Here is a 23,575-nt window from a genome sequence, read left to right as displayed (position 1 = left end):
GAGGTGGTACCTATTGAAAAGGGTTCGTGATGTGATAGGTCTACCTGTGATAAGCTTACAAACCGGCAAGCAATTAGGCAAAGTGAAAGATATCCTGTTCGGTGATGGTTGGCAGGTTGAGGTTGTCTTGCTGGAGAGCAGGCATTGGTTTTCCGAAGGCATCTGCATTTTGTGGAGGGATGTTGTAGCTTTAGGCAATGATGCTATAACGGTAAATAATGAGGAGGCTATTTCCAGCTTTAATGATACGTATTTGGCTTATACCTCATTTGTTAATGGCAACCGCAAAGTGAAAGGCATGCCCATTATGACCACAAACGGCCAGAGCTTAGGAATCGTTGATGATGTTTATCTGGACACACAAATGGGTAAAAATGTAGTAGGGTATGAGCTCACGGAAGGCTTTATTTCAGATTTAAAAGAAGGGCGTAAATGGCTGCCCTTGCCGGACTCAGTAACGATGGGTGAGGATGCAATTATCGTCCCCGTGCATTGTAATGAATCTTTGGCTGAAATGGCCAAATCCAATGAAGAATAGGGTGATTAAAAATGTTGCGTTGTCCAAACTGCAATTCAAAGGATATCGGAAAAATTGGCTCCCACCAATTTTATTGCTGGGGATGCTTTATTGAGCTTTCCGTAAATGGAGAGAAAATGTCCGTATACCAAGTAGAGGAAGATGGTACCTTAAGCTCTCTAGATGATTTATTTTTTGAAGAGGAAGTGCCGCACATTCATGTTAACTGATAGGCTGCCCGATCAGTTGTTCTACTTATCGCATTTGTTCTAACCGCCTTGTTAATCCGAGCGGCTGGAGCGGATGCGATTTTTTGTGTTCTCAAGAGGATTAAGAAGACAGGTTGTACATATACTTTAGAGAATCACGATCCCGGTTATAGCCAGTATGGGGTTAAGGAATAAAGGTGGGTGACCCGCTTGGGCCAATTTTATAAAAGCCGTTTATTTTCGACTATGGTATATGTGCTGTTGGGTATGTTGATTTTGCTTGTGCTCCTACACATTCGTCCCATTTGGATGGGTGTTTACCACTTTCTTGTAGAGATACTAGCCCCTTTTATTATCGCGATGAGCATTTCCTATGTGCTCAATCCCGTCGTCTCGCTATTAGGTTCCCGTAAAGTACCTAGAACAGTAGCCGTGCTGCTGATTTACGCTGTGTTTATTTTATCGACCACTGTTATATTAATGAACCTGATTCCGATGTTTGTGCGCCAATTAAATGAGTTTAATGAGCACATCCCGGGGCTGGCGATGAAAGCCCAAGGCGTAGTAGATACGATGAATAGCCTGCAATTTGTGCCAGACAGCATTCGGATGGGCATCAACCAATCTTTATCCAAGCTGGAAGCTGGCATCTCCTTGGCCATATCCCAATATATCGATGGGATTGGGAGCACAATTAATATGATTTTTGTCGCGTTTATCATCCCTTTCCTGGCTTTTTACATGCTGAAGGATTTTCAACTGATTGAAAAAACAGTGCTAGCGACTGTCCCCAAGGCTAAACGGAAGCAAGTCATTACACTGCTCGTGGATATCGATACAGCTTTGGGTCATTATATCCGGGGGCAATTTCTGGTATGTGTCATTATTGGGCTGTTGGCGTACCTGGGTTATTGGCTGATTGGGATGCCTTATGCACTCTTGCTTGCAGGGCTGGTGGCTGTTTTTAACATAATCCCTTATTTAGGTCCTTTTTTTGGTGCGGCACCTGCTATTGTTATGGCGTCTACGGTATCAATGAAAATGGTGCTGATGGTTGTTCTTGTCAATACCGTTTGCCAAATTCTTGAAGGCAACGTTATTTCGCCCCAGGTCGTGGGGCGTTCGCTAAAATTGCATCCTTTGCTAATTATTTTTGCTTTGTTGGTAGGAGGAGAGCTTGCAGGCGTGCTTGGTTTAATTCTGGCAGTCCCCGTTTTTGCTGTTATGAAAGTAATTTTGCAGCATCTCTTTCAGTACTACGTCCACCGCAGGACAACATGAAGGAAAGGCTTAGCAAAATTGTAGCGTAGAAGCGTGTTATGCGCTGGTTGACATGGCTTTCGTTGAACGTTTATAATTGCAATAAATCTATAACTGAAAAACGTTGATGAAATCAAGTATGCCATAGTCCATTTCCCAGAGAAAAGGTTTTAGTCTGCGCTTAACAAGCCGGTCTAGCTGAGAGAACCTTATGAATGAAGGATGGCTGAAAGCTCATTTCGGAGTGCGGATGAACTCCGCCGGATGGACTCGTTATAAGTCTTGTGTGAAGGAGATTGTACAGGTGAATTGCGTTCTAAATAACGCAGCTGTACAGTAACCAGGGTGGTACCGCGATCAATTCGTCCCTGTTAGCAGGGGCGATTTTCTGTTTTTTAGGTGTTTTTGTGGGAGATGGAGGAGTTTGCCGCTTCCTGGAGGGTAGGTTCAAACCAAAGCAAGGCAAGGCAAATGTAAGGTAAGGCTGCAAAAAGGAAGCCCCTGCGGGGCAAGGGGTATGCCTGCGGCCGCTCTTGAAAATGGGATATTGTGATTAAACTTGATGTAATATCCCATTTTCAAAGGCGGCACGTAAACTCTCGAGCGCAACCCCTTGCCCCTTCGGGAGCCTTTAGCTGCAATGCATTCCTGCGGATGAACTGCTTTCCCTCCATATGCCGGGAACAGCTACTACATCTCCCACAGGGGATATAGAAGTAAGAGCTTGGCTGATCCGGTTTCTGATCAGCGAGCCTGCCGTGCGCCGCGCACGCACCAGCGAGCTCCGCAGGAGCAATGTGCCGCTAAACGCAGGTTGCTCTGCCCGAGCGGCGCCGCCGCACACGCACAGAAGTCCAAGCGTGTCCCGCAGGGACGAAAGCGCTCCAAGAAGCACGTTGACCATCCACGGGCAACACACATCAGTCAAGCGTGTCCCATAGGGACGTTTAAGCGCCCCGAGAACAACACAGTTCTCACACCCACCAGGGAGTCCAGAGGGCAAAGTCCTTTGGAGCCCTCCCTATAGGGAGGGTTTGGGAGGGTAAAAAATCCACCGGAGGTGTACTTATGAAAGCCAGTGAAATCCGTTCCAAATGGCTCGCATTTTTTGAAAGCAAAGGACACAAGATCGAACCCAGTTCTCCGCTAGTCCCGCACAACGATCCATCGCTATTGTGGATCAATGCGGGGATGGCACCACTCAAGGCGTATTTTGACGGTCGTGTCGTTCCAGACAATCCGCGGATTGCCAATTCACAGAAGTGTATTCGCACCAACGATATCGAAAATGTTGGTAAAACACGCCGCCACCATACCTTTTTTGAAATGCTGGGCAATTTTTCAATTGGAGATTATTTTAAAGAAGAGGCCATTACATGGGCTTGGGAATTTTTGACGAGTCCTGAATGGATCGGATTTGACCCGGAGAGGCTTTCGGTCACTGTGTTTCCCGAGGATACAGAGGCATTTGAATTTTGGAACAAAAAAGTCGGGCTTCCAGAAGAACGGATCTACAAGCTGGAGGAAAACTTTTGGGATATCGGTGAGGGCCCTTGTGGACCTTGTACGGAAATCTTTTATGACCGCGGCGATGCTTATGGAGACTTGAGTGATCCTGAGTGCTGGCCCGGCGGCGAAAACGAGCGTTTTCTTGAAGTGTGGAATCTTGTGTTTTCGCAGTTTAACCATAACAAGGACGGCAGCTACACGCCACTTCCTAATAAAAATATTGATACAGGCGCAGGCTTGGAGCGTCTTGCTTCCGTTCTGCAAAATGCCGATTCCAATTTTGATACCGACCTGTTTATGCCGATTATTGAGCAAACCTGCAAGATTGCCGGTGTCCAGTACCATGTGAATAATGAAACCGATGTAGCGCTTAAGGTGATAGCCGACCATATCCGCACTGTGGCGTTTTCTGTGGGGGATGGGGTGGTGCCTACCAATGACGGCAGAGGCTACGTGATTCGCCGTTTGCTGCGCCGTGCGGTACGTTATGGCAAGGTTATTGGCCTGGACAAACCGTTCCTTCATACGCTTACACCTATCGTTGGCGACATTATGGGTGTATACTATCCGGAGGTTGTCGATAAACGCGAGTTTATTGAGAAGGTCATCCGTACCGAAGAGGAGCGATTCCATGAAACCTTGTCGGACGGCTTGGCGATTCTTGCCGAGTTAACGGATAAGGCTCGTGCCGCAGGCAGGTCCGAGATTAGTGGCGCTGATGCCTTTAAGCTATATGACACCTATGGGTTTCCATTTGACTTGACGGAGGACTTTGCATCTGAGCAAGGATTAACGGTAGACCGTGCTGGCTTCGACACTTCGATGCAGGAGCAAAGGACTCGGGCAAGGGCTGCCCGCCAGGATTCTGAGAGCATGAAGGTGCAAGGAGGTCCGCTTGGCGAGTTGACGGTTAAAAGTGAGTTTGTTGGTTATACTGAATTGGTAACAACTGCTAAGGTAATTGCCGTCGTTTACGAGAACCAATTTGTAGATTTGGTAGGCTTGGGCGAAACTTGCCAGGTCGTGCTGGATGTTACACCTTTTTATGCAGAAAGCGGCGGACAAGTGAGCGACCACGGCTATATGGCATCGGGAGATACGCGTTTAAAGGTGGTTGATGTAAGCAAGGCGCCACACGGGCAGCATGTTCATACGGTACATGTAGAATCGGGTGTACTACGTAAAGGGGATACCGTCCAGGCTTCCGTCAGTGTGGAGATGCGAGAAGATATTATTAAAAATCATACAGCGACGCATTTACTTCATAAAGCATTAAAAGAAGTGCTGGGCGACCATGTGAATCAGGCAGGCTCATCGGTAGCTCCTGAAAGGCTACGTTTTGACTTCTCGCATTTCGGCAGCATTACGGCTGAGGAGCTCCATGATGTTGAACAGCGAGTTAACCAACAAATTTGGAAAAGCACACCGCTTTCGATTTCCGTTAAACCGATCGCCGAGGCCAAAGCTATGGGAGCGATGGCGCTATTTGGTGAAAAATATGGCGATGAGGTTCGCGTAGTCAAGGTTGGCAATTATAGCCTGGAGCTATGCGGCGGCTGCCACGTAGGGAATACAAGCCAAATCGGCTTGTTCAAAATCGTCAGCGAATCCGGGATTGGCTCAGGCGTCAGGCGGATTGAAGCCGTGACAGGCCGTAATGCCTATGTATATATGGATCAGCAGCTACAAGTGTTACGTGATGCTGCAGGCTTGCTGAAATCCAATATTCAGGATGTGCCTAAACGGATTGAAGCTGTATTTGCCCAAGTTAAAGAGCTTTCACGTGAGAATGAATCGATGAAGGCGAAGCTTGGAAATATTGAAGCTGGCTCTTTATCCGACCAACTGAAGACCATTGATGGCATACCGGTACTTGCAGCCCAAGTGAGTGCAGGGGATATGGAAACCTTGCGCAGCATAGTCGATCAAATGAAAGCGAAGCTGAGCTCTGCCATTATTGTGTTGGGAGCCATTTCGGATGACAAGGTAAATCTTGTAGCAGCCGTGACTCCTGATCTCATTGCACAAGGCTACCATGCTGGTAAGCTGATTAAAGAAACAGCAGCGATCATTGGCGGCAGCGGAGGCGGGCGTCCGGATATGGCGCAGGCAGGCGGTAAGGATGCTTCCCGATTGTCGGAGGCGTTAGGACAAGTAGGGCAATTTGTTGAAAATCAAAATAAATTAAAAAAATAAATTTGTGCTGTCAAGAGGAATTTTTCGACAAATAGCGAATATCTAAGAAGGTAACGTGTTTTGTAAGCTAAATATTCATCATTATGTTTCTAGGGGGTGTAGGGATGAGTTCGATGGATAAAACGATGAAATTCAATGTAAAAGCGGAAGAAATCGAAACATCACCCAAGGAAGTCATGCTGGCGGTATATGATGCGTTGCAGGAAAAAGGCTATAATCCGATCAATCAGATTGTAGGCTACTTATTATCCGGCGACCCTGCTTATATTCCCCGCCATAACAACGCCCGGAGTATTATTCGCAAAAGAGAACGTGACGAGCTTATTGAAGAGCTAGTTCGATCTTATTTGCAGCAGCATAAATCATAAGACACCGTGTAGAGCTTGTATCTCAAGCTCTACAGCCGCCAAGGAGCTAGTGACTGATGGAACGACTAATGGGTTTGGACTACGGAGACAAGACGATAGGCATTGCGCTTAGCGATGAATTGGGCTGGACAGCGCAAGGGCTTGAGGTAATCCGAAGATCGACCCTCGAGAAGGATTCGGCAAGGCTCCGTGAAGTTATAGAGCAATACAAGGTCCATGAAATCGTTGTCGGCTTACCGAAAAACATGAATAACACCATAGGCCCACGAGCCGAAATGTGCATCGTTTTTGCTGAATCCTTAAAAGAAATGTTTGAAATTCCCGTTCATTTATGGGATGAAAGGTTGACAACCGTTGCCGCGCAACGTATGTTAATTGATGCTGATGTTAGCAGGAAGAAAAGAAAGAAAGTCATCGATAAGATGGCAGCTGCGCTCATTTTGCAAAACTATATGGATTCCAAAACGAAGAGGTGATTAGCATGACCAACGAGGAGCAGTTTCAAGAAGAAGAAGAGCCGGAAATTATTTATATTCCGGATGATGAAGGCAACGATGAGGAATTCGAAGTTATCATGAAATTCGAGGTAGACGGTTCCGACAAAAAGTACATGATGGTTGTGCCAGTCGATGCGGATGAGGAATCCGATGAGGTTTACGCTTTCCGTTATGAAGAAGACGGCGACGATCTGCAGCTGTACACGATTGATAACGAAGAAGAATGGAATATTGTCGAGGAAACCTTCAATACCTTAATGGATGAAGAAGAGGAAGATGACTCCAATTAGAAAAGCTAAAAATGCTCGTCAATTTTGATTTTGGTTATTGCTTAGTTGGCGTCAGGAGGCATGTGTTTGTATACATTAAAAGATGTCAAATTAATGAATCAGTTGCGCAGCGCATACGGAGATGATATTATTTTGTATGATGAGCAAGAACAATCCGTTGTTTATAAGCTGATTACCGAGTTTCAGTTAGGTGACCAAGGATATGCGGTAGTTATACTGGATCAGCCCAAAGCGGAAGAGCCGGAAATTTTTCGGATTACGACAAGTGCTGGCGGAGAGCTCGAATTGGAAACCATAGATGATGACGAATGGGAAAACGTTTCGGAGCTTTATGACGAGATGGTATTTTCTGAAGATAGTACGTTGTAAACAGCATTGATGGAAAACGGAATGGGCGGAGACAATCCGCTCTTTTCGTTGTTTATGCGTATCTAGCAGAAGGGAGAGCATGTGACAGCTACGAGTAAAGTGAAAAAAACGGTTTGGACTTTAGTCATTTTATTAATTCTTATTATTCTGGCCATCGTCACGGGTTTGGGCTTGTATGTAAAGCAAGCTATGAAGCCTATGCCTGCTTCTTCTCCTAAAACCTTAGTGATTGCACCCGGTACCTCGCCGTCTAAGATTGCGGAGCTACTGGAACGGGAAGGCTTAATTCATAATGCACAGGTTTTTACCTATTATTTGAAATATAAGCAACAAGGCAGCAGGTTTCAGGCAGGTTCTTATGAAATGGCACCAGGTATACCGTTAGAAGCCATCATTGATACCTTAAATAACGGTTTAATTATTAAAGAGCAAGGCATTAAACTGACGGTGCCTGAGGGTTATACGGTCAGGCAAATCGCCGAGAAGGTGAGCCAGCAATTTGGTATGGATGCGAATGTATTTCTGCAGGCTGCTGAGCAGCGCGAGGGCTTCAAAGCTCGTATATTCGCAGAGGTTCCAGAGCAACCACAGCTAAGAAACAGGCTGGAGGGCTATTTATTTCCTGAAACCTATGAATGGAATAAGGATATCAAGGTAGAGGATATGCTCGATAATATGATGCTGGAGCTGGATAAAAAGCTCGCTTCTTTGCCTGAGGATTGGCAGCAAAAGATGCTGGAGAGAGGCCAAAACCTTCATCAGATGCTAACTGTTGCTTCTTTGATTGAAAGAGAAGCAATCCTTGACGAGGAACGTCCATTAATTAGCGGCATTATTCAAAATCGTCTAAAAATCAATATGATGCTGCAAATCGATGCCACCGTCCAATACCTGTTTGATAAGCCGAAGGACCGCCTATTTGAAAAGGATTTGCAGGTAGATAGCCCTTATAATACTTATAACCATAAAGGACTTCCGCCCGGTCCCATAGCAAGCCCAAGCCTTGCTTCGATTAAAGCGGCGATATTTCCAGTTGAAAGCCCCTATTTGTATTATGTAACCAAAAAAGATGGTACCAAAGCGCATTATTTTGCCGAAACCTATGCTCAGCACCAAAATAATATATCACTCAGCAAGAAAAATGAGAGTGCCCTAGCTAAATGAATTTCTATCAAGAGGTGAATGTATAATGAATAAACCCGAGCTTTATATAGCAGCTGGATCCGTTGAAGAAGCACGGCGTTATGTTGAAGCTGGCGCAGATGCGGTATCGGTAGGTGAGCACCGTTTCGGTATGAGGCTCCCCGGTGAAATTAACTTGGATGGATTAAGCGAGCTCATTCCTTGGTGCCACGAGCGTGGAGCTAAGGTTTATGTAGTTGCCAATAATATTATGGATAACGAAAGCATCCCTTTGTTGCCTGCCTATTTGCAGCGTGTACAGGAATTGCAAGCAGATGCGCTTGTATTCGGGGATCCTGCAGTACTTATTGCAGTCCGTCAAGCAGCCCCGGGCTTGCCGCTGCATTGGAATGCTGAGATGACCTCGACTAACTATGTAACTGCCAGCTACTGGGGCAGCAAGGGAGCGAACAGAGTCGTTTTAGCAAGAGAATTGAACATGGATGAGACCCTTGAGATTAAGGCAAACCTTCCTTCGATGCAGGTTCAAGTGCAAGTGCATGGTATTACGAATATATACCATTCCAAGCGCAGCCTGGTAACGAACTATGAGGATCACCAAGGGCGTGGTGATGATAGAGGCAAGGGGCTCGATAACGGTCTGTTTCTGATCGAGCAAGAGCGCCAAGACGAAAGGTTTCCGTTATATGAGGATGAGAATGGAACCCATATTATGAGCTCGGATGATATCTGTATGCTCGAAAACCTGCATGAATTGATCGAAGGCCAAATCGATAGCCTCAAGATTGAAGGGCTGTTAAAGTCGGTTGAATATAACGAAGCGGCAGTGAGCAGCTACCGTCAAGTGATTGACGCCTATTGTGAGGATCCCGAGCAATACCAATTTCAAGAGCAATGGCTTGATGCCATTCGTGAGCTACAGGACCCTAGACGTGAGCTGAGTTTTGGATTCTTTTATAAAGAGCAAGTATATTAATTTAAGAAAAAGGAGTGGTAAGGATGACTATGTTACAGCAGCAGCTTCTTGGCAAGCGAATTCGTTTAGAAAAACCAGAGCTGTTGGCTCCCGCAGGCAGTTTGGAAAAGTTGAAATTCGCTGTGCATTATGGCGCAGATGCCGTTTACATCGGTGGCCAGCAATATGGGCTGAGGTCGAGTGCAGGCAACTTCACCTTTGATGAAATGCGCGAAGGTGTTGAATTTGCCGAGCGTTATGGTGCCAAAGTTTTCGTGGCAACGAATATATATGCCCACAATGAGGATATCGCCGGATTAGAGGATTATTTGCGCGGTATTCAAGATGCAGGGGTAGCGGCCATTATCGTGGCAGACCCAGTTATTATTGAAACCTGTAAGCGCGTTGCACCCAAGCTTGAAATCCATTTAAGCACGCAGCAATCGACCATGAACTGGCAAGCCATTCAATTTTGGATGGAAGAAGGCGTGGAGCGTGTTGTGCTGGCCCGGGAAGTCAGCATGCAGGAGATTGAGGATATCAAGAAAAATGTGAAGGTCGAAATTGAGATATTCGTCCATGGCGCGATGTGCAGCTCTTATTCCGGGCGGTGTGTGCTCTCCAACCATTTCACGGATCGCGATTCGAACCGTGGCGGCTGTTCACAGTCCTGCCGGTGGAAATACGACTTGTTTACAACCGAGCAGGATCAGCAACAAATAGGTATCAAGGAATTGCCTTTATTCCAAGAAAATGATGATGCGTTTTCCATGGGCTCTAAGGATTTATCGATGATTGAGCATGTACCGGAGCTGATCCGCTCAGGCGCAGATAGCTTCAAAATTGAAGGTCGCATGAAAAGTGTCCATTATGTTGCTACGGTAGTTAATGCTTATCGTCAAGCCATTGATGCTTACTTTGCAGACCCTGAGCATTACGAAATGAAGCCGGAGTGGGCTTACGAAATACAAAAGGCTGCAAACCGGCCGCTGAATTCGGGTTTTTTCTATGAGCATCCAGACCATGAAGACCATATTTTCGAGCCAGAGGAGAAAGCAGCCCCTTATGACTTTGTAGGTGTCGTCACCGCTTATGATGAAGTGACGGGTATAGCTACCGTTCAGCAGCGTAACCATTTCAAGCCTGGCCAGGAAATTGAGTTTTTTGGTCCCCAGGGTACCTTTTTCAAGCAGCTCGTACCTTTGCTACATGACCAGGACGGGCAGCCCTTAGATGCAGCCAGGCATCCTCTTCAATCGATCCAAATGAAGCTGGAACAACCGGTAAGACCGATGGATATGATGCGCAAACGAATGAAAAAGGCATAATTGCACTTGCTAAAAGCCTCTGCCTAAGGAGGCTTTTTTTTGTCGAGGGTCAATAGACCCATAGACATAGTTTGAAAAAAGTAATATGATCCAGATGGTCGAAAAACATCGAAGTATACATAAGAATTTAAACAAAATGAAACATTTGAACTATTTTGTTTCCCATGTAAGCGATTTAGAAAAAGGAAATTGAAGGAAAGTGTCGAATTACAAATCATTAAGTTATTGTAGTGTTACTTTTGTTTAAAGAAACTATATGAGATTAGGGTGGTGGTTCCTGTGAAAGGAATACTGTCTACATTGAGCGAATGGACAGCATCGATCGGCAAATTATTCAAAGAGTGGACAACCAAAAGCAAAGAAACCAGTAAAGGAGCTCCGCAAAATTCCAATCATCCTACAAAAGGACTTCGGATAGAAAATCCTGTCAAATCAGTCGGTATGAAATTATTTTTGATTTTTCTTGTCAGTATTTTATTTTTTGTTCTGACGGTTGGTTTTACGTCCTACAGCATTTCCAAAGGCATTATTCAGGAAAAGGTTGCTGATGCTTCCGAACAAACGATTATTCAGGCAGGACAAAAGCTGGATATTATGTATACCGTTTATGAGGATTTATCCATGCAAATTTTATTGGATGAAGATATGAAGAAAATGCTCCTAGATATGGATAGCGTTAACAAAGGCAGCTATGACTTTTTGCAGCTACGCCAAAAATTGGGCGATAAGCTAAATGTATTCTCATATTCGAATAAAACGATCAAGGCTGTACATTTATTTCGGCCAACGGGCGAGCCCCTTAGCTCTGCGGGGGGATCAACCAGCAAAGAAACATTTGCCCAAGAGGACTGGTTTAAAAAGATTGAGGAGAACAACGGGCGTGCTGTTTGGCTAGATACTAAAACGGGTGGGTTTGTTGATACCTCCTCCGGCAGCTATGTAGCTACATTTGCACTTGGACGTGTATTAAAAAATACTTCAACCAACAGCACGCAAGCTATACTGCTGATGGAAATCAATTTAGATACGATCGGCAAGGAATTGGCTGATATTCAAATGGGTGATGGAGGCCAAACACTTATCCTTTCCCCGGATATGAAGGTCACGTATGCTGAAGATCGGGCAACCATTGGAAACCCGACAACGATTGATGTAACACCAGAGCTTCTGGCGGATGAGCAGCGGAGCACGATGAATTTAAAAAAAGACCTGCAACTGGTTTACTATAAATCGGCTAAAACAGGCTGGTTCTTATTAGGCGCTATGCCAATAGCTGAGCTTGTTAAGGATGCCAAAGCAATCTCGAATGTCACTTGGATTATGGCAGGTATTGCCACGATCATTGCAATTGCAATTGGTATTATCATCGTTAGAATGATTGGGCGGCCGATTATCATGCTGCGTAATTTGATGAAGGAAGGGGAGCAGGGCAACCTGACTGTCCGGATGCAGGTTTCATCCCAAGATGAAATTGGCCAATTGGGGCAGAGCTTCAACCAAATGATGGAGAAAATTACGCTGCTGGTTCAACAAACGAACCAATCGGCGCAAGAAGTTCTGGAAACCGCTACGGAGCTATCCGATGTTTCGAAGAAGACGGCTACCTCTGCCAAGGAGATTGCCGTGGCAACGGAGGAGATTGCAGGCGGGGCTTCCAGCCTTGCTATGGAATCAGAACGTGGTAACGAACTGACCCACAGCATTGGAATGCAGATGAAAGCAGTAGTTAATTCCAACGTGGTAATGGGAACAGCGGCCACCGATGTACAGAAATCCAGTGAGCAAGGGATTCTTTACATGTCGGAGCTGATCCAAAAAACGAATGCAACCGAAGCGATGACACGCAATATGGTTGAGAAAGTCGATAATTTGAAGGAAAGTACACGTTCTATCCGGAAAATTCTCGAAGTATTAAGCAATGTTTCTAAACAAACGAATATTTTGTCGCTGAATGCGACGATTGAAGCGGCTCGTGCAGGTGCAGCCGGTAAAGGCTTTATGGTGGTTGCCGATGAAATTCGTAAGCTCGCCGACCAATCCCGCCAATCGATTGCGATTGTAGGACAAATTACCGAAACGATCCAGAAAGAAATTGATGAGACGGTTAAAGCCTTATCCAACGCCTATCCGATTTTCCAAGAGCAGATCTTGTCGGTTAAGGAAGCCGATTTAATTTTTAAAGAAGTACAGAACCATATGGGTGGTTTTATTGGACAATTGTCCGAGGTAACAGAATCCATAAGCCAATTGGATGCTTCACAGCTAGTGCTTAATGATGCGATGGCCAATGTAAGCGCCGTTGCCGAAGAATCCTCAGCTACTTCACAGGAGGTTGCATCACTGAGCTCGGAGCAATTAAATATCAGCTCTGGTTTGGTTCGTTTGTCAGACAAGCTTGAGCAATTATCCAATTCCTTGCATGATTCACTTTCTAAATTTGATGTATAACCTAGATGTATAACCTAGATGTATAACCTTAGATGTATAGCCTATGCTGTAAAGACTGCATGAAAGGCGTTACAGGTATTAACTGAAAAAGCCTACGGTTGACCACTCGAAGTGGATTAGCCGTAGGCTTTTTTATGTTTCCGTGAAGTAAGTAAAATGGTTAAGTAATAGCGATATTATTTAAGCAGCGGAACCATCCAAGTAGCATTGTCGATCCAAGTACGATTAGTAAACTCACGTCCCCGTATAACGACCTGGTGAGCATATACTTCAATATACATGCCCTGCGCCGATTCAGAGGTCAATCCGGGAACCAAGCTTCTTGTACGCCCTACAGAGGCGTTATTGAACCAATGAAAGCTGTTCTCCTCATTGTAATGGTTCTCGGTGCCGAAGCTGCGATGGGTGTGCCCTGAGAGCACAAATACATTTTTGTATGGCTTCAGGATTTCCCTGAATTCATTGGCGCGAATAAGCTGGTGTGATCGCCCGTCGCTGCCGGGACTAGGCAACGGCTGGTGGATGAACACCAACGAAGGTTTTCCGTCTCCATGGGCTTTCATAATTTCCTGCAGCCATTTCAACTGCTCGTCCGAATACCAGGCACCCTCTCCCACCTCAGGACGTTCCTCTACATAAGCATCCTGAGAGACCATAATGAGATGGACGTCATTAATCCAAGCATCGATATAAGGTAGGTCGCCATAAGCCAAGAAGTTCTGGAACCGTTGGCGGGACATCGCATCCGTCTTGCCATTAGGCACGGTTTCGGTTGAGAATCCACCGTCATCCGTTAACCAAATATCGTAATAGTCATGATTGCCCATATTCCCATAAATCTGGGGAAGCTCATATTGGTTTAAGATCTTTTTCAGCAACAAATAGTCGTTCAATCTTCCGAAGTCGGTTAAGTCTCCTCCCAGAATAATCCCATCCAGCTTACGGTTCCAGTTCGTAATGTCCTGGAGCGCCAAATGCAATTTATCAGACATCGAAGTAGCATCTACCGTAATGTGCAAATCACTTAACAAAAAGAAGGCAGCGAGAGGCTCATTGGACGTTTCTTCAATGAATATGGAGGGGGTAGCTGGCAACACAGTCTCTGCTTGAACTGCAAAGCGGCGAAGAAAGGGTAAGGAGCCTGCTACTCCAGTAGAGATAAGCCCCATGGAAAGCAATAATCTTTTGACGAAATTTCTGCGTGTTAACATCGTAGCATCACCCAATCATATAGTGCCTGTTCGTTATGTATCTTGACAGGTCAGCTTAGAATTAATCAAAAATTCATATTCTCCTCTATTATAGCTATCCTGCAGGGTGATCTCAATCAAGCTACTGTTTAACCAAAGCTAAACTTATGTATAGCTTCGATAATAGGTGCATCATAGCGATATAATCAGAGCGGTGCCAATGAATACGCTCCCTTCGCATAATTTAAGCCGGTTTGGCTATTGCACAATCAAACCAGCCTATTAATCCGTGCCTATTTATTTCAGCAAAAGGATATCGTGATCGCAACGGTTCCTTACCATTTACATCGATAAGTGTGGCTATCATTTAACTTGTTAATCTTCGGCCCGCTACTGTGGGGCTTATTTTTATTATCTTTATATAAACTGCACAAAAACTGCATAAAAACTAGACAATTGTCTTTTCATGGAAGAGCTTATGCAGTAACATAAAGGGATATGGACAAACTATGAAGCCATTTGTAACGGAGGTTGTTAGATGCAGATAAAGAACAAGCAGCGCTCCTTTATGGCGGAACTGCTGATCTGGGTTGGCTTGCTTATTGTAGTGCCGCTGGTGGCGGTAGCCTTCTTGTTTTATCAGCATGAAATGTCGGGTATGACCCGAATTGAACAGGAAAAGTCGACCCAGACCAGTCGTGCTGCCCACAAAATGGTTGAACGTCTTGGGGATACAATCCTTGGCGTTACCGTGACCAATGGATATTGGGAGGAAAACCGGCAAGCGGTGCTTAATCATGACTTGACTTGGATTGAGGACAGTGTCGGGGTCGTCCCCAATGTGGTGCCCAATATCGATTTTGTAGCGGAAACGGATTTGCAGGGTAATGTGCTTGTGCAGACGGGAGACGTGGCCGAGTTTACCGGGCAGATAGGCTTTCCCTTTTTGCTGGAAAGGTTTCAAAAGGATCAGCAATTCTCTGGTGTTGTCAACACGTCCAAAGGAATCGCCGTTATTGCGGTGGCGCCGGTTACGAACAATAAGGGTGAGGCGGCTCCGGTGGGTCTTGTCATATTCGGAAGGTTGCTAACGAATGAAATTATTATGGGCTTGAAGGATACGCTTCAGGCTGATATAGCGCTACTGCTCCATTCAGGACAGTTTCTTTCCTCTACAGAAGGCTTATCTGCCGAGCAGTTAAAGACTTACATGAACGGAACGGAAACGGGAAATGGTGAGCAATTTAAGCTGGAGCGCCGCCAGCAGGTATTCGTTTCACAATCAGCGGCACCGCTGCTCGATATGTCGGGAAAGCAGATCGGCACGTTATATGCCGAGATACCGACCCGGTCGACAACGGAGGCTGCCGATCGACTGGGCACCTTGGGCTTATATGCGCTTAGCGGCATGTTATTATTGCTTTTGCTCGTTATTTTGCTGGTTAGGCAGCGGATTATATTGCCGCTCCGGCATTTCAGCCTAACGCTGGAGGAGGTCGCAGCGGGACGGCCTGTGAACGAATTGCCCAAGCATGTCCAGCATGCAGAAGCCCAAATTGTGGGGGCAATTGAAAAAATCATGCAATGGAATAAGGTGCTGGAGGAGACGGTTGCTGGGCGTACAGCCTCGATTCGTACCCTGCTGGATAATGCCAGGCAAGGCTTTATGTCACTTGGTGCAGATTTGCTTGTTATGGATGAATACAGCGTAGAATGCACACGTATTTTCAAACAGGATATTGCTGGTAAGCGCTTAGCCGAAGTCTTTTATGCTGAGGACAAACAGGAGGCCCAGCTGTTAGAAACGATTCTCGGTGAGTTTTACAATGAACCCGATGAGTGGAAAAGAGAGCTGATCTTCTCGTTGCTCCCAGAAGAAATTAAGCTGCAGGACAAGGTCATCCAAATCGAGTTTAAATATTTGGCAGCGTCTGAAGATACCCTAACTCCGAAAGAACAAGCCGGGATTATTATGGTAATGCTGACGGACATTACGGAAACTAGGCGTTTGGAGGAGTTAATGTCCCGTGAGCGGAAAAGGCTGCAAATGGTTGTCCACGTCATTACCCATTCCGAGGACTATGCACAGATTATAAGAAGCTTTGAAAGCTTCTGTGATATCGAGCTGATTGAAATTTCGGGCAGCATCGACTCCGTAGAGGAGAAGCTGCTTTCGATTTATAAATCCATCCACACCTTTAAAGGAAGCTTTGCCTTATTGCAATTTATCCATATTGTCCCGCGGCTTCACCAATTGGAATCGGATTTGACGGAGCTGCTCGCCCATGAGGAGAAACTCTCAGCAGCAGGGCTGGAGCTTTGGTTGCAGAACCTGCAACTGCACGATTGGCTGGAGGAGGATAGCTTGCTGCTCAAGGAAGTACTGGGTGATGCCATGTCTGAAATGGGTATGGAATATGAGGTTAAATTAACCAAAGCAGAATGGCAGCATCTGGAGAAGGAACTAAGAGCAAGACTAACGGATACCGAAGATAGGCTCTGGCTTGCCGGGCTGAAGCAATGGCGCTTCAAGCCACTTAAAGCCTTGATTCAGCATTACCCCGCTTATTTATCCGAGATGGCCGAGCGAGATGGCCTGCTCTTGCATCCCATCGTATTGCGCGGCGGCGATGTGCTGGTCGATCCCGAGAAGCTGGGAGGCTTAACGCAATCATTAATCCACATCGTGCGCAATATTGTGGTTCATGGGATCGAGTCGCCTGAAGAACGGCTGGAAATGGGTAAGGATGAATATGCAACCGTCAATTTCTTCGTTGAGCACGAGGATAACGAACTGGTGCTTACGATATCGGACAATGGCCGCGGTATTGATCTTGATGCTGTGCGTTCGAGGGCGGAATCGAGCGGACTGCTGCCGCCGTATAATGAATTGAAGCCCTTGTCCAATGAACAAATCGCCGAGCTGATCTTTAAGGATCAGCTCTCTACGACGAAGCAAGCAACAGAATGGTCAGGTCGAGGTATTGGTTTATCCGCAGTGAAAGCCGAGGCAGAAAAGCTGGGTGGAACCATACGCGTAGCAACAATAAAAGGCGGGGGCACTAAATTCATTGTGAAGTTTCCTTATGATAACATTACGGCTGTAGGAAAGGTTGGATAATCTTGTACCCAGAAGATCAATTTTTTCAGGTATTTATTAGCACCTCGCTCCACTATTTAAACGGGCTTGGCATTAAAGGGCTAAAGCCTATCCCAGATAGTATCGGAAGCTTATATTTGGAGGATGTGACTGCCTTTATCCAGCTTAGTGGTGCCGTTCAAGGCGGAATGTTATTTACGGTAGACCAAGCTTTGTCTGGAATTCTCGCCCACCAATATATGATTGAAGATATTACCGATGAGGAAGCTGCTGAATTTGGTGTCGAGGTTGTGGCTGAAATCGCGAATGTGATTTCCGGGAATTCTTTGACAGAGCGTGATGAACATGATATTTTTTTAGGTGCACCTTTGGTCATCATAACGAAAAAAGCTGAGCTACAGTCTAAATTTAGCAGCGTTCTGGTACAACGATTCGAATCGGAGTCTGGCAACTTTCAATGCATTTATATATCTTCAACTAATAAGTTGGAGCTGGCGCGCATTCTTGCAATATAATCTATAGATATTTGGAGGATTCTAAGTAGTGGCTACTGTTATGATTGTAGATGATTCTACAGTAATGCGCAGAAATATCCGGATTATTTTGGAACGCGCTGGGCATGAGGTTGTGGTTGAGGCGACGGACGGAAGAGAAGTATTGGCAAGCTATATCAACCATAAACCTGATTTGGTTACCATGGATATTAATATGGTGAATATGGATGGGATCGAAGCGCTGCAAATATTGCTGAAAACCTTTCCCCAAGCCAGGGTCGTCATGATTAGTGCTGCTGGACAGAAGCAGCAAGTATTGGATGCTATTAAAGCCGGAGCCAAATCGTATATAGTTAAGCCCTTCCAGGCTGAAAGGCTGCTGGAGATTATCGGAAAAGTAATACTAGCCGTTTAATCGAATCAAATAGGAATAAAATACAGCTATCTTCGAGGCTTCTTGGGGTAGCTGTTTCTTTGTATTGAGGCTTGGGGTACTAGAGAAAGATAGTACTACTTTTCTTGGCAGGCTCGGATATACTTAAGATATAAGAAATACTGGAGAAAGAGGTGGTTAGGGATGAGCCGAAAATGGGTGGAAAAGGAAGGTCTTCTTTGGGTAGAAAAAAACATCGTAACTCGTGAGCAATATACACAGATTCTAGATTTATATAATGATAAAAAACATGCTATTGGCGTACTTCCCTTGCTAGGCAGCATATTGGTAGGGTTGGGGATATTAAGCTTTGTTGCTGCAAACTGGCAGGAAATTCCCCAGATGGCAAGGCTGCTCATGATTATTGTACTGATGGTCGCTTGTTATGGCGGAGGCGAACTATTTCGGAAGTCGGGCAACGATAGGCTAGGCTTAGCGATGACGACGCTAGGCTTGATTTCCTTTGGTGGCGGTATTGTATTGATTGCCCAGATGTTCCATTTGGTCTCCTATGATATTATGTCATTCATCGTGTGGGGATCTGTCGGAACCTTACTCACTTATTTATACCGCAGTAAATTTTTATATTTGATAAGCCTGTTGATTTTTACATGCGCACAGTGGTATAGCACAATCGAGCATGATGGGTTCAGCTATGTCGGCTTCATCATTATGGCAGTAGGGTTAGGTTACTATGGCTGGAAAAACCAGCATATGCTGTTAGCCTGGTTTTTTAGCTTAAGCATCGTGCTGCAATCGCTGATTCTCGTGTTAGATCGGGAATGGAAGTTTCTATGGATATTTATTCCGTTGATGGCGCTTTATGCGGTGGGGGATTGGATAAAGGATCGCAGTTCCGGCTTTGCGCTTCAATCAGTGCCGCTTGCTGCAGCTTTCCTTTTTGCGATTGTGATGGTTCTGATGTTTGATGATTTCACTGATGGTGACAGGTATGAGCTGCTTGCCGAACCGCTCTATTTTATCTTTTCCATGCTGGTTATCTTGGCGGCTTCCTTATTTGGAAAGTGGACGAATGGGCGAATATCCAGTGGCTTTGAATGGGTATTATTGGTGCCCGTCATTTATTTGCAGTCGAGTATAGCCGTCATGTATTTAGTCATTCTGTTCTTCTTCTCCTTCTATGTGCTGTGGAGCGGCTATATGGAGCAATGGCGGTTCAAAATCAATTTTGGAACCTTGCTTTTTATTGTGACTACGATGGTCGCGTACGGAAAATTAACGTGGGCATTTATGGATAAATCCTTATTTTTTATTCTTGGGGGGCTCATTTTGCTGGGGTTAAGCTGGTTCTTAAACCATAGGAAAAAGCTGGTTCTGAGCGATATGAAAAAGGAGGAGGAGCCTCATGATTAATAAGCCAATGGGAAACAAACGCAGAATGCTGCTGCTGCTTATTGTTGTAATGGTCCAAGTACTTTTCTTGAGCGGAATCGCTGGCTCCTATTATGCAGTTGGATGGTTCGGCACTGAGATCAAGATCAAAACAATACCTGTCGACCCGCGGGATTTTCTGTATGGGGATTATGTTACACTCAGTTATGAGATAAGTGTGCTAAAGCCTTCATTGTGGAAGGAGAGCGGCGATAAGCCTGATGAGGGAGAGCGGGTGTATGTTGCACTGAAACCCGCAGCAAACGGCATTTACGAGGCTGTAGGGGTGTATCGCAGTAAGCCAGCGGTTTCCCCAGATCAAGCGGTGTTACAAGCGATAGTTGCGTATAGCTGGGAAGAATCCATTCATGTCCTGTATGGCATGGAGCGGTATTATGTTCCTGAAGGAACAGGGAAAGAACTGGAGAACCAAGCGAGCAATATGATTGTGCGTGTAAAAATTGCTTCTTGGGGACAAGCACGAATATCCGGGCTGGAAGCAATGAAATAAAAAGGAGCTGTCCCCTAAGTCAAATGACCAAGGGGACAGGCTCTTTATGTTCGTTTTCGATGCATGTGAATATGAAGAGAAAGCGGCTTATCCTCGTTTGCGTTTTCGGGCTATCCAAATAATGGACACAACCAGCATACCTACAGCAAGAAAGATGATCACAAAAATGGAACCGTCCAATGCTAGCTTATTTTGCCCGTTAAGAAAATCACTGACCTGATTGACCTTCGGCTTGGCGAGTACTTTGGGTGGCGCTGGCTCTTCCGGGAAGGCATGGATTTTATTCAGGTTATCGATAACGACGAATTTTCCGGTTATTTTGTCATTAACGATAGGATCCGTCAACGCTTCACTTAAGGAATTTTGGCGATCGGCTGAGGTGGCTGCCAAGACCAATAAAGTTTTGTTCTCGTTCAATGGTGATTTAGACAGTTGAATGAGCGCTGAGCTACTTTGCAGTTCACTTAATAATTCGATGTTTTTGGTGTTGGAAGTCATTTTATTGTCTTTAAACACAACCGAGCTGTCAGGAAAGCCATTCATGAAGTCAGGCAGGTCTTTGGCTGTGCCCAGATAAATGATGTTTCGTCCCCGCAGGAGATCCTTAAGGCCGGCAGCTGAGGTTTTGGTCAGGGTTAGGCTGGTTGTATCGACCGCATTTCTGCCAAGAATACCAATAAGCGTCATTGCTGTATTCAATTCTTTGCTGCTGAACTTGTCCGGTAAGAGGAAGGTAACGTCATTCCAGTGGCCATTTTTAATGAATGAATAAGGAATTGCCTGTAAGTTGAAGGCTTTCCGATCAACAGGGGTATAGCTTATTGTAGAGGCTTTATCAATAACAACCCAATTGCCAATCAGGTTAGGATCGATACATCCCTGGTTTTGCTCGGGTGAAGAATTTGCAAAATGAACGCTGATTTCCAAAGCTAAGGTCCTGCTATTTCCGATTACATCTTGGGTTAAGTTGACTTCAATTAATCCCGAATCGCTTGTGGCTTCACTAAGCTTGTGGCTATCGACAGGCACGCCATTAAGCTTCACTGTAAGTACGGATTGCCCATATTCAATCGATTTGGAATGCTTAAAGCCTAACGTTAGCTTGGCTCCGTCTTCAACATCCAAATAATTGGGAAGATTGTAGTTGATCGTTGTATTGACATCAACTCTTCCACCAATATTAATATGGTTATACCCCATCTGTTCAAAGCTGATGGTGTTCACCTTACCTGGATTAACAAGAGGCTGGATTTCGGTTTTTTTTAATCCCGGCATGATGCCCGTTGACTTTCCTTGCAGCTGGGTGTATAACGTCTCCTCGGTCAGGATAGTCAACGCGCTCAACAATTCCTCATTCGTGCCGCTGATCACCATGCCACTTAATGCTGCATTCCAAGGAGAGGCTCCTATAGCGATAAGGCCCTGTGCTTGAATCGCTGGATCGGCTTGCTTGCGATACGTGTCCTCAACCAGTTTACCGCGTTCTTTCCAATGGCCTGTACGTCCCAGCCAGATGGTATGGTTATTAGCGAGCATAACATCCGTTAAATCGGATTCTGCAAAGATCGGAACATTGATGCGGGTAGATTGTGCCTGTGAGGTGAAAAACTGCACCAGTCGGGCAGCAGCGACGAATTCAGTTTGTTCGATATCATCAGGAACGACAATTATCGATTGCAAAGGCTGTTGGCTGCCTTTTTCAAAGAAAGGGCTTGGGTACCAGGTCAGGTCAGCACTATCATAGCTTTTGTCCAAGTTTAGGTGGATTGTGCTTTCTTTGTAAACAACCATCCAATTGGCGGCATTATTGGGATCCATACACACATTGTTGGCAAATTCCATATGGGCTTGAAAAGAAAGCTTGTGGAAGCCCGGGCTGGCCAAATAGTTGGATATATCGATACGCAATAATGTTTTTTCATGATTAGTCTCATTCAAAAAAATGGCCCCAATAGGGACATCATCCATTAAAACCGTCAAGGTAGAGGTTTTGGGCAACAGCATAAGTGAATGCCCAAAATAGATGTCTATATATGAACCGGGCAGTACCTTTCGGCTTTTGGCCACTTCAAAGAAGTAGTCCTCACGGCTATTTTCCCCTTGAATCATGCGATCGTTCAAATAGAGCGGAAAAATTTCCGCATTTTTCGCAAGTGTGACGTTAGTTAATGCCGCCGAGCTAGCTGCTGGAGCAGAAGGAGGTAAAGCCACCGTGGAAACGGGTGAGGCTACAGTGCCGGCAGGAGCAGGCACGGCGTTATTTATAGGCGCTGCGGGCGTAATATTGCCCTCCGGCACAGCAATTATAGGACTGCTCGTTGCAGCGTCCGGCTGAACGGGCGCTACTCCATAAATAACAGGTATATTCACGCAGGCGATCACGAAAGTAACGATTAAAATAGATGCACAAGCTCGCATGTACTGCTTCATTGAATGTGTCACTTCCTTAAGAGTGTCTTTTACAATAAATCGGGTTGTCACATCTAGGGGCTGCTAGATACTGCTAAAGGCTAACTCCTGCTGCGCTTTTTCGACAATTTCATAAGCAGTCATACCTTGTGCAGGGCAATCGATCTTGCTATGTCTTAATCTTGCCGTGACCGACCCTTTGCTGCGTGGGCGAGTTAATAGCAACGAGTTGAAATGGTCATCCAGCCACAGCTCGGCAATACTGGAATTAGCCCGTTCTGAGCCCGATAGCAGGACAGCAAATTGACCTTCCTCCAAATAAGCTTTAACCTCTGCTTCGGGCATGATTTCGTTTATCAATTCAGCAACCTTATCGAGGAATAATTGAGTTTGTTCATGTCCATATTCTTTGTAAAAGTCCTGGAATTGATAGATTTCAATAAGCATTATAGATAATTTTCGTTTATTGCGGCCACTCATAAATATTTCTTCCTCGAATTGGTGGAAGAAGCTTTCATGATTCCTGAAGCCCAAATCTGCTTCGATCGTAAAAGGCTCGTCTAGTGCAGGGTCACGGAAGCTTTTACTGGCAGCTGTCTGCCTACGGCTCTTCTGTTTAAATGGAATATCGCTTTTGTTGATTCCTCCCATAAGTGCAAGGAAAGGGAACACCAACAACCAGATGAGATCATTCCACCCCACAGTTGTAAATACGGTCTTGATATACAATTGGTAAATCATATGGAGTCCATAAACACCAATAACAAAAATAGTAGCCAATAAGGTGGGGTAGGTTTTACGGAAATATCCGAAAAGCCCCAACAAAATCGCCGCTATGTACCATAAATAATTGGTTGGGTATACCTGGCTAGTAATGATAAAGTACAGAGACAGAAACAAAACAGAAACTACTTGTAATAGAATATTAGCGTATATCCGCTCTGGTGATTTCATTTC

At 45.3% G+C, this 23,575-nt stretch carries 21 protein-coding genes; 17 read left to right on the top strand and 4 right to left on the bottom strand.

The genetic code is table 11. From position 1 onward, the window contains the following. Positions 1-13: 13 nt before the first annotated feature. The 3 genes from G9U52_RS09375 to G9U52_RS09365 all read left to right on the top strand — a co-directional run bounded on the left by G9U52_RS09375 (position 14) and on the right by G9U52_RS09365 (position 2,007). The gene (locus G9U52_RS09375; RefSeq protein WP_166148692.1) at positions 14-538 is read left to right on the top strand and encodes a PRC-barrel domain-containing protein; all 525 of its coding nucleotides are present in this window, start codon (positions 14-16) and stop codon (positions 536-538) included. An 11-nt stretch (positions 539-549) separates the two neighbouring features. Next, positions 550-747, top strand: a complete 198-nt coding sequence (locus G9U52_RS39860; protein WP_166148690.1) for a YrzR-like zinc ribbon domain — start codon at positions 550-552, stop codon at positions 745-747. Positions 748-936: 189 nt separating this feature from the next. After that, positions 937-2,007 (top strand): AI-2E family transporter, encoded by a 1,071-nt coding sequence (locus G9U52_RS09365; RefSeq protein ID WP_166148688.1) that lies wholly within the window; start codon positions 937-939, stop codon positions 2,005-2,007. Between the two features lie 610 nt (positions 2,008-2,617). Here G9U52_RS09365 and G9U52_RS09360 read toward each other — a convergent pair. Continuing rightward, positions 2,618-2,890 (bottom strand): hypothetical protein, encoded by a 273-nt coding sequence (locus G9U52_RS09360; protein ID WP_207952873.1) that lies wholly within the window; start codon positions 2,888-2,890, stop codon positions 2,618-2,620. A 164-nt stretch (positions 2,891-3,054) separates the two neighbouring features. On the opposite strand from G9U52_RS09360, the gene alaS reads away from it, so the two are divergent. The 9 genes from alaS (at position 3,055) to G9U52_RS09315 (ending at position 13,089) form a co-directional block, all read left to right on the top strand. Next, complete coding sequence (alaS, locus tag G9U52_RS09355) at positions 3,055-5,691, top strand: alanine--tRNA ligase (RefSeq protein ID WP_166148684.1); 2,637 nt, start codon at positions 3,055-3,057, stop codon at positions 5,689-5,691. Positions 5,692-5,795: 104 nt separating this feature from the next. Continuing rightward, entirely contained in the window at positions 5,796-6,059 is a 264-nt protein-coding gene (locus tag G9U52_RS09350; protein ID WP_028549809.1) for an IreB family regulatory phosphoprotein, read from the top strand. 56 nt (positions 6,060-6,115) lie between these two features. Beyond that, complete coding sequence (gene ruvX / locus G9U52_RS09345; RefSeq protein WP_166148681.1) at positions 6,116-6,535, top strand: Holliday junction resolvase RuvX; 420 nt, start codon at positions 6,116-6,118, stop codon at positions 6,533-6,535. Between the two features lie 5 nt (positions 6,536-6,540). Next, positions 6,541-6,846 carry a DUF1292 domain-containing protein gene (locus G9U52_RS09340; protein ID WP_166148679.1) on the top strand — a complete coding sequence of 102 codons (306 nt, stop codon included), beginning with the start codon at positions 6,541-6,543 and terminating at the stop codon, positions 6,844-6,846. Between the two features lie 60 nt (positions 6,847-6,906). Then, positions 6,907-7,215 carry a DUF1292 domain-containing protein gene (locus G9U52_RS09335; protein ID WP_166148678.1) on the top strand — a complete coding sequence of 103 codons (309 nt, stop codon included), beginning with the start codon at positions 6,907-6,909 and terminating at the stop codon, positions 7,213-7,215. Between the two features lie 81 nt (positions 7,216-7,296). Next, complete coding sequence (gene mltG / locus G9U52_RS09330) at positions 7,297-8,379, top strand: endolytic transglycosylase MltG (protein ID WP_311764835.1); 1,083 nt, start codon at positions 7,297-7,299, stop codon at positions 8,377-8,379. A gap of 22 nt (positions 8,380-8,401) precedes the next feature. Further along, positions 8,402-9,334, top strand: coding sequence for a peptidase U32 family protein (locus G9U52_RS09325; RefSeq protein ID WP_166149464.1), 933 nt, complete (start codon positions 8,402-8,404; stop codon positions 9,332-9,334). A 23-nt stretch (positions 9,335-9,357) separates the two neighbouring features. After that, the gene (locus tag G9U52_RS09320; RefSeq protein WP_166148677.1) at positions 9,358-10,641 is read left to right on the top strand and encodes a peptidase U32 family protein; all 1,284 of its coding nucleotides are present in this window, start codon (positions 9,358-9,360) and stop codon (positions 10,639-10,641) included. Between the two features lie 441 nt (positions 10,642-11,082). Next, positions 11,083-13,089, top strand: a complete 2,007-nt coding sequence (locus tag G9U52_RS09315) for a methyl-accepting chemotaxis protein (RefSeq protein WP_166149462.1) — start codon at positions 11,083-11,085, stop codon at positions 13,087-13,089. A gap of 176 nt (positions 13,090-13,265) precedes the next feature. Here the strand turns inward: G9U52_RS09315 and G9U52_RS09310 are convergent, their stop codons facing one another. Then, positions 13,266-14,300 (bottom strand): metallophosphoesterase family protein, encoded by a 1,035-nt coding sequence (locus G9U52_RS09310; protein WP_166148676.1) that lies wholly within the window; start codon positions 14,298-14,300, stop codon positions 13,266-13,268. 517 nt (positions 14,301-14,817) lie between these two features. Here G9U52_RS09310 and G9U52_RS09305 point away from each other — a divergent pair. The 5 genes from G9U52_RS09305 (at position 14,818) to G9U52_RS09285 (ending at position 20,209) form a co-directional block, all read left to right on the top strand. Continuing rightward, complete coding sequence (locus G9U52_RS09305) at positions 14,818-17,400, top strand: ATP-binding protein (RefSeq protein WP_166148675.1); 2,583 nt, start codon at positions 14,818-14,820, stop codon at positions 17,398-17,400. A 2-nt stretch (positions 17,401-17,402) separates the two neighbouring features. Then, positions 17,403-17,894: a chemotaxis protein CheX gene (locus G9U52_RS09300; protein WP_166148674.1), complete on the top strand. Its 492-nt coding sequence runs from the start codon at positions 17,403-17,405 to the stop codon at positions 17,892-17,894. 28 nt (positions 17,895-17,922) lie between these two features. Then, the gene (locus G9U52_RS09295; RefSeq protein WP_166148673.1) at positions 17,923-18,288 is read left to right on the top strand and encodes a response regulator; all 366 of its coding nucleotides are present in this window, start codon (positions 17,923-17,925) and stop codon (positions 18,286-18,288) included. A 162-nt stretch (positions 18,289-18,450) separates the two neighbouring features. Next, positions 18,451-19,680, top strand: coding sequence for a DUF2157 domain-containing protein (locus G9U52_RS09290; protein WP_166148672.1), 1,230 nt, complete (start codon positions 18,451-18,453; stop codon positions 19,678-19,680). Continuing rightward, entirely contained in the window at positions 19,673-20,209 is a 537-nt protein-coding gene (locus G9U52_RS09285; protein ID WP_166148671.1) for a GDYXXLXY domain-containing protein, read from the top strand. Before G9U52_RS09290 ends, G9U52_RS09285 begins: the two co-directional genes overlap by 8 nt. 87 nt (positions 20,210-20,296) lie before the next feature. Here the strand turns inward: G9U52_RS09285 and G9U52_RS09280 are convergent, their stop codons facing one another. After that, positions 20,297-22,639 carry a cellulose biosynthesis cyclic di-GMP-binding regulatory protein BcsB gene (locus G9U52_RS09280; RefSeq protein WP_166148670.1) on the bottom strand — a complete coding sequence of 781 codons (2,343 nt, stop codon included), beginning with the start codon at positions 22,637-22,639 and terminating at the stop codon, positions 20,297-20,299. Positions 22,640-22,702: 63 nt separating this feature from the next. Further along, positions 22,703-23,572, bottom strand: a complete 870-nt coding sequence (locus G9U52_RS09275) for a GGDEF domain-containing protein (protein WP_166148668.1) — start codon at positions 23,570-23,572, stop codon at positions 22,703-22,705. Positions 23,573-23,575 lie beyond the last annotated feature (3 nt).

Source organism: Paenibacillus agricola, assembly GCF_011440305.1.
In the GTDB taxonomy this organism is placed as follows: Bacteria; Bacillota; Bacilli; order Paenibacillales; family NBRC-103111; genus Paenibacillus_S; species Paenibacillus_S agricola.
Note: the sequence above shows the minus strand (reverse complement) of the source record. Positions and strands in the feature narration are given on the sequence as shown.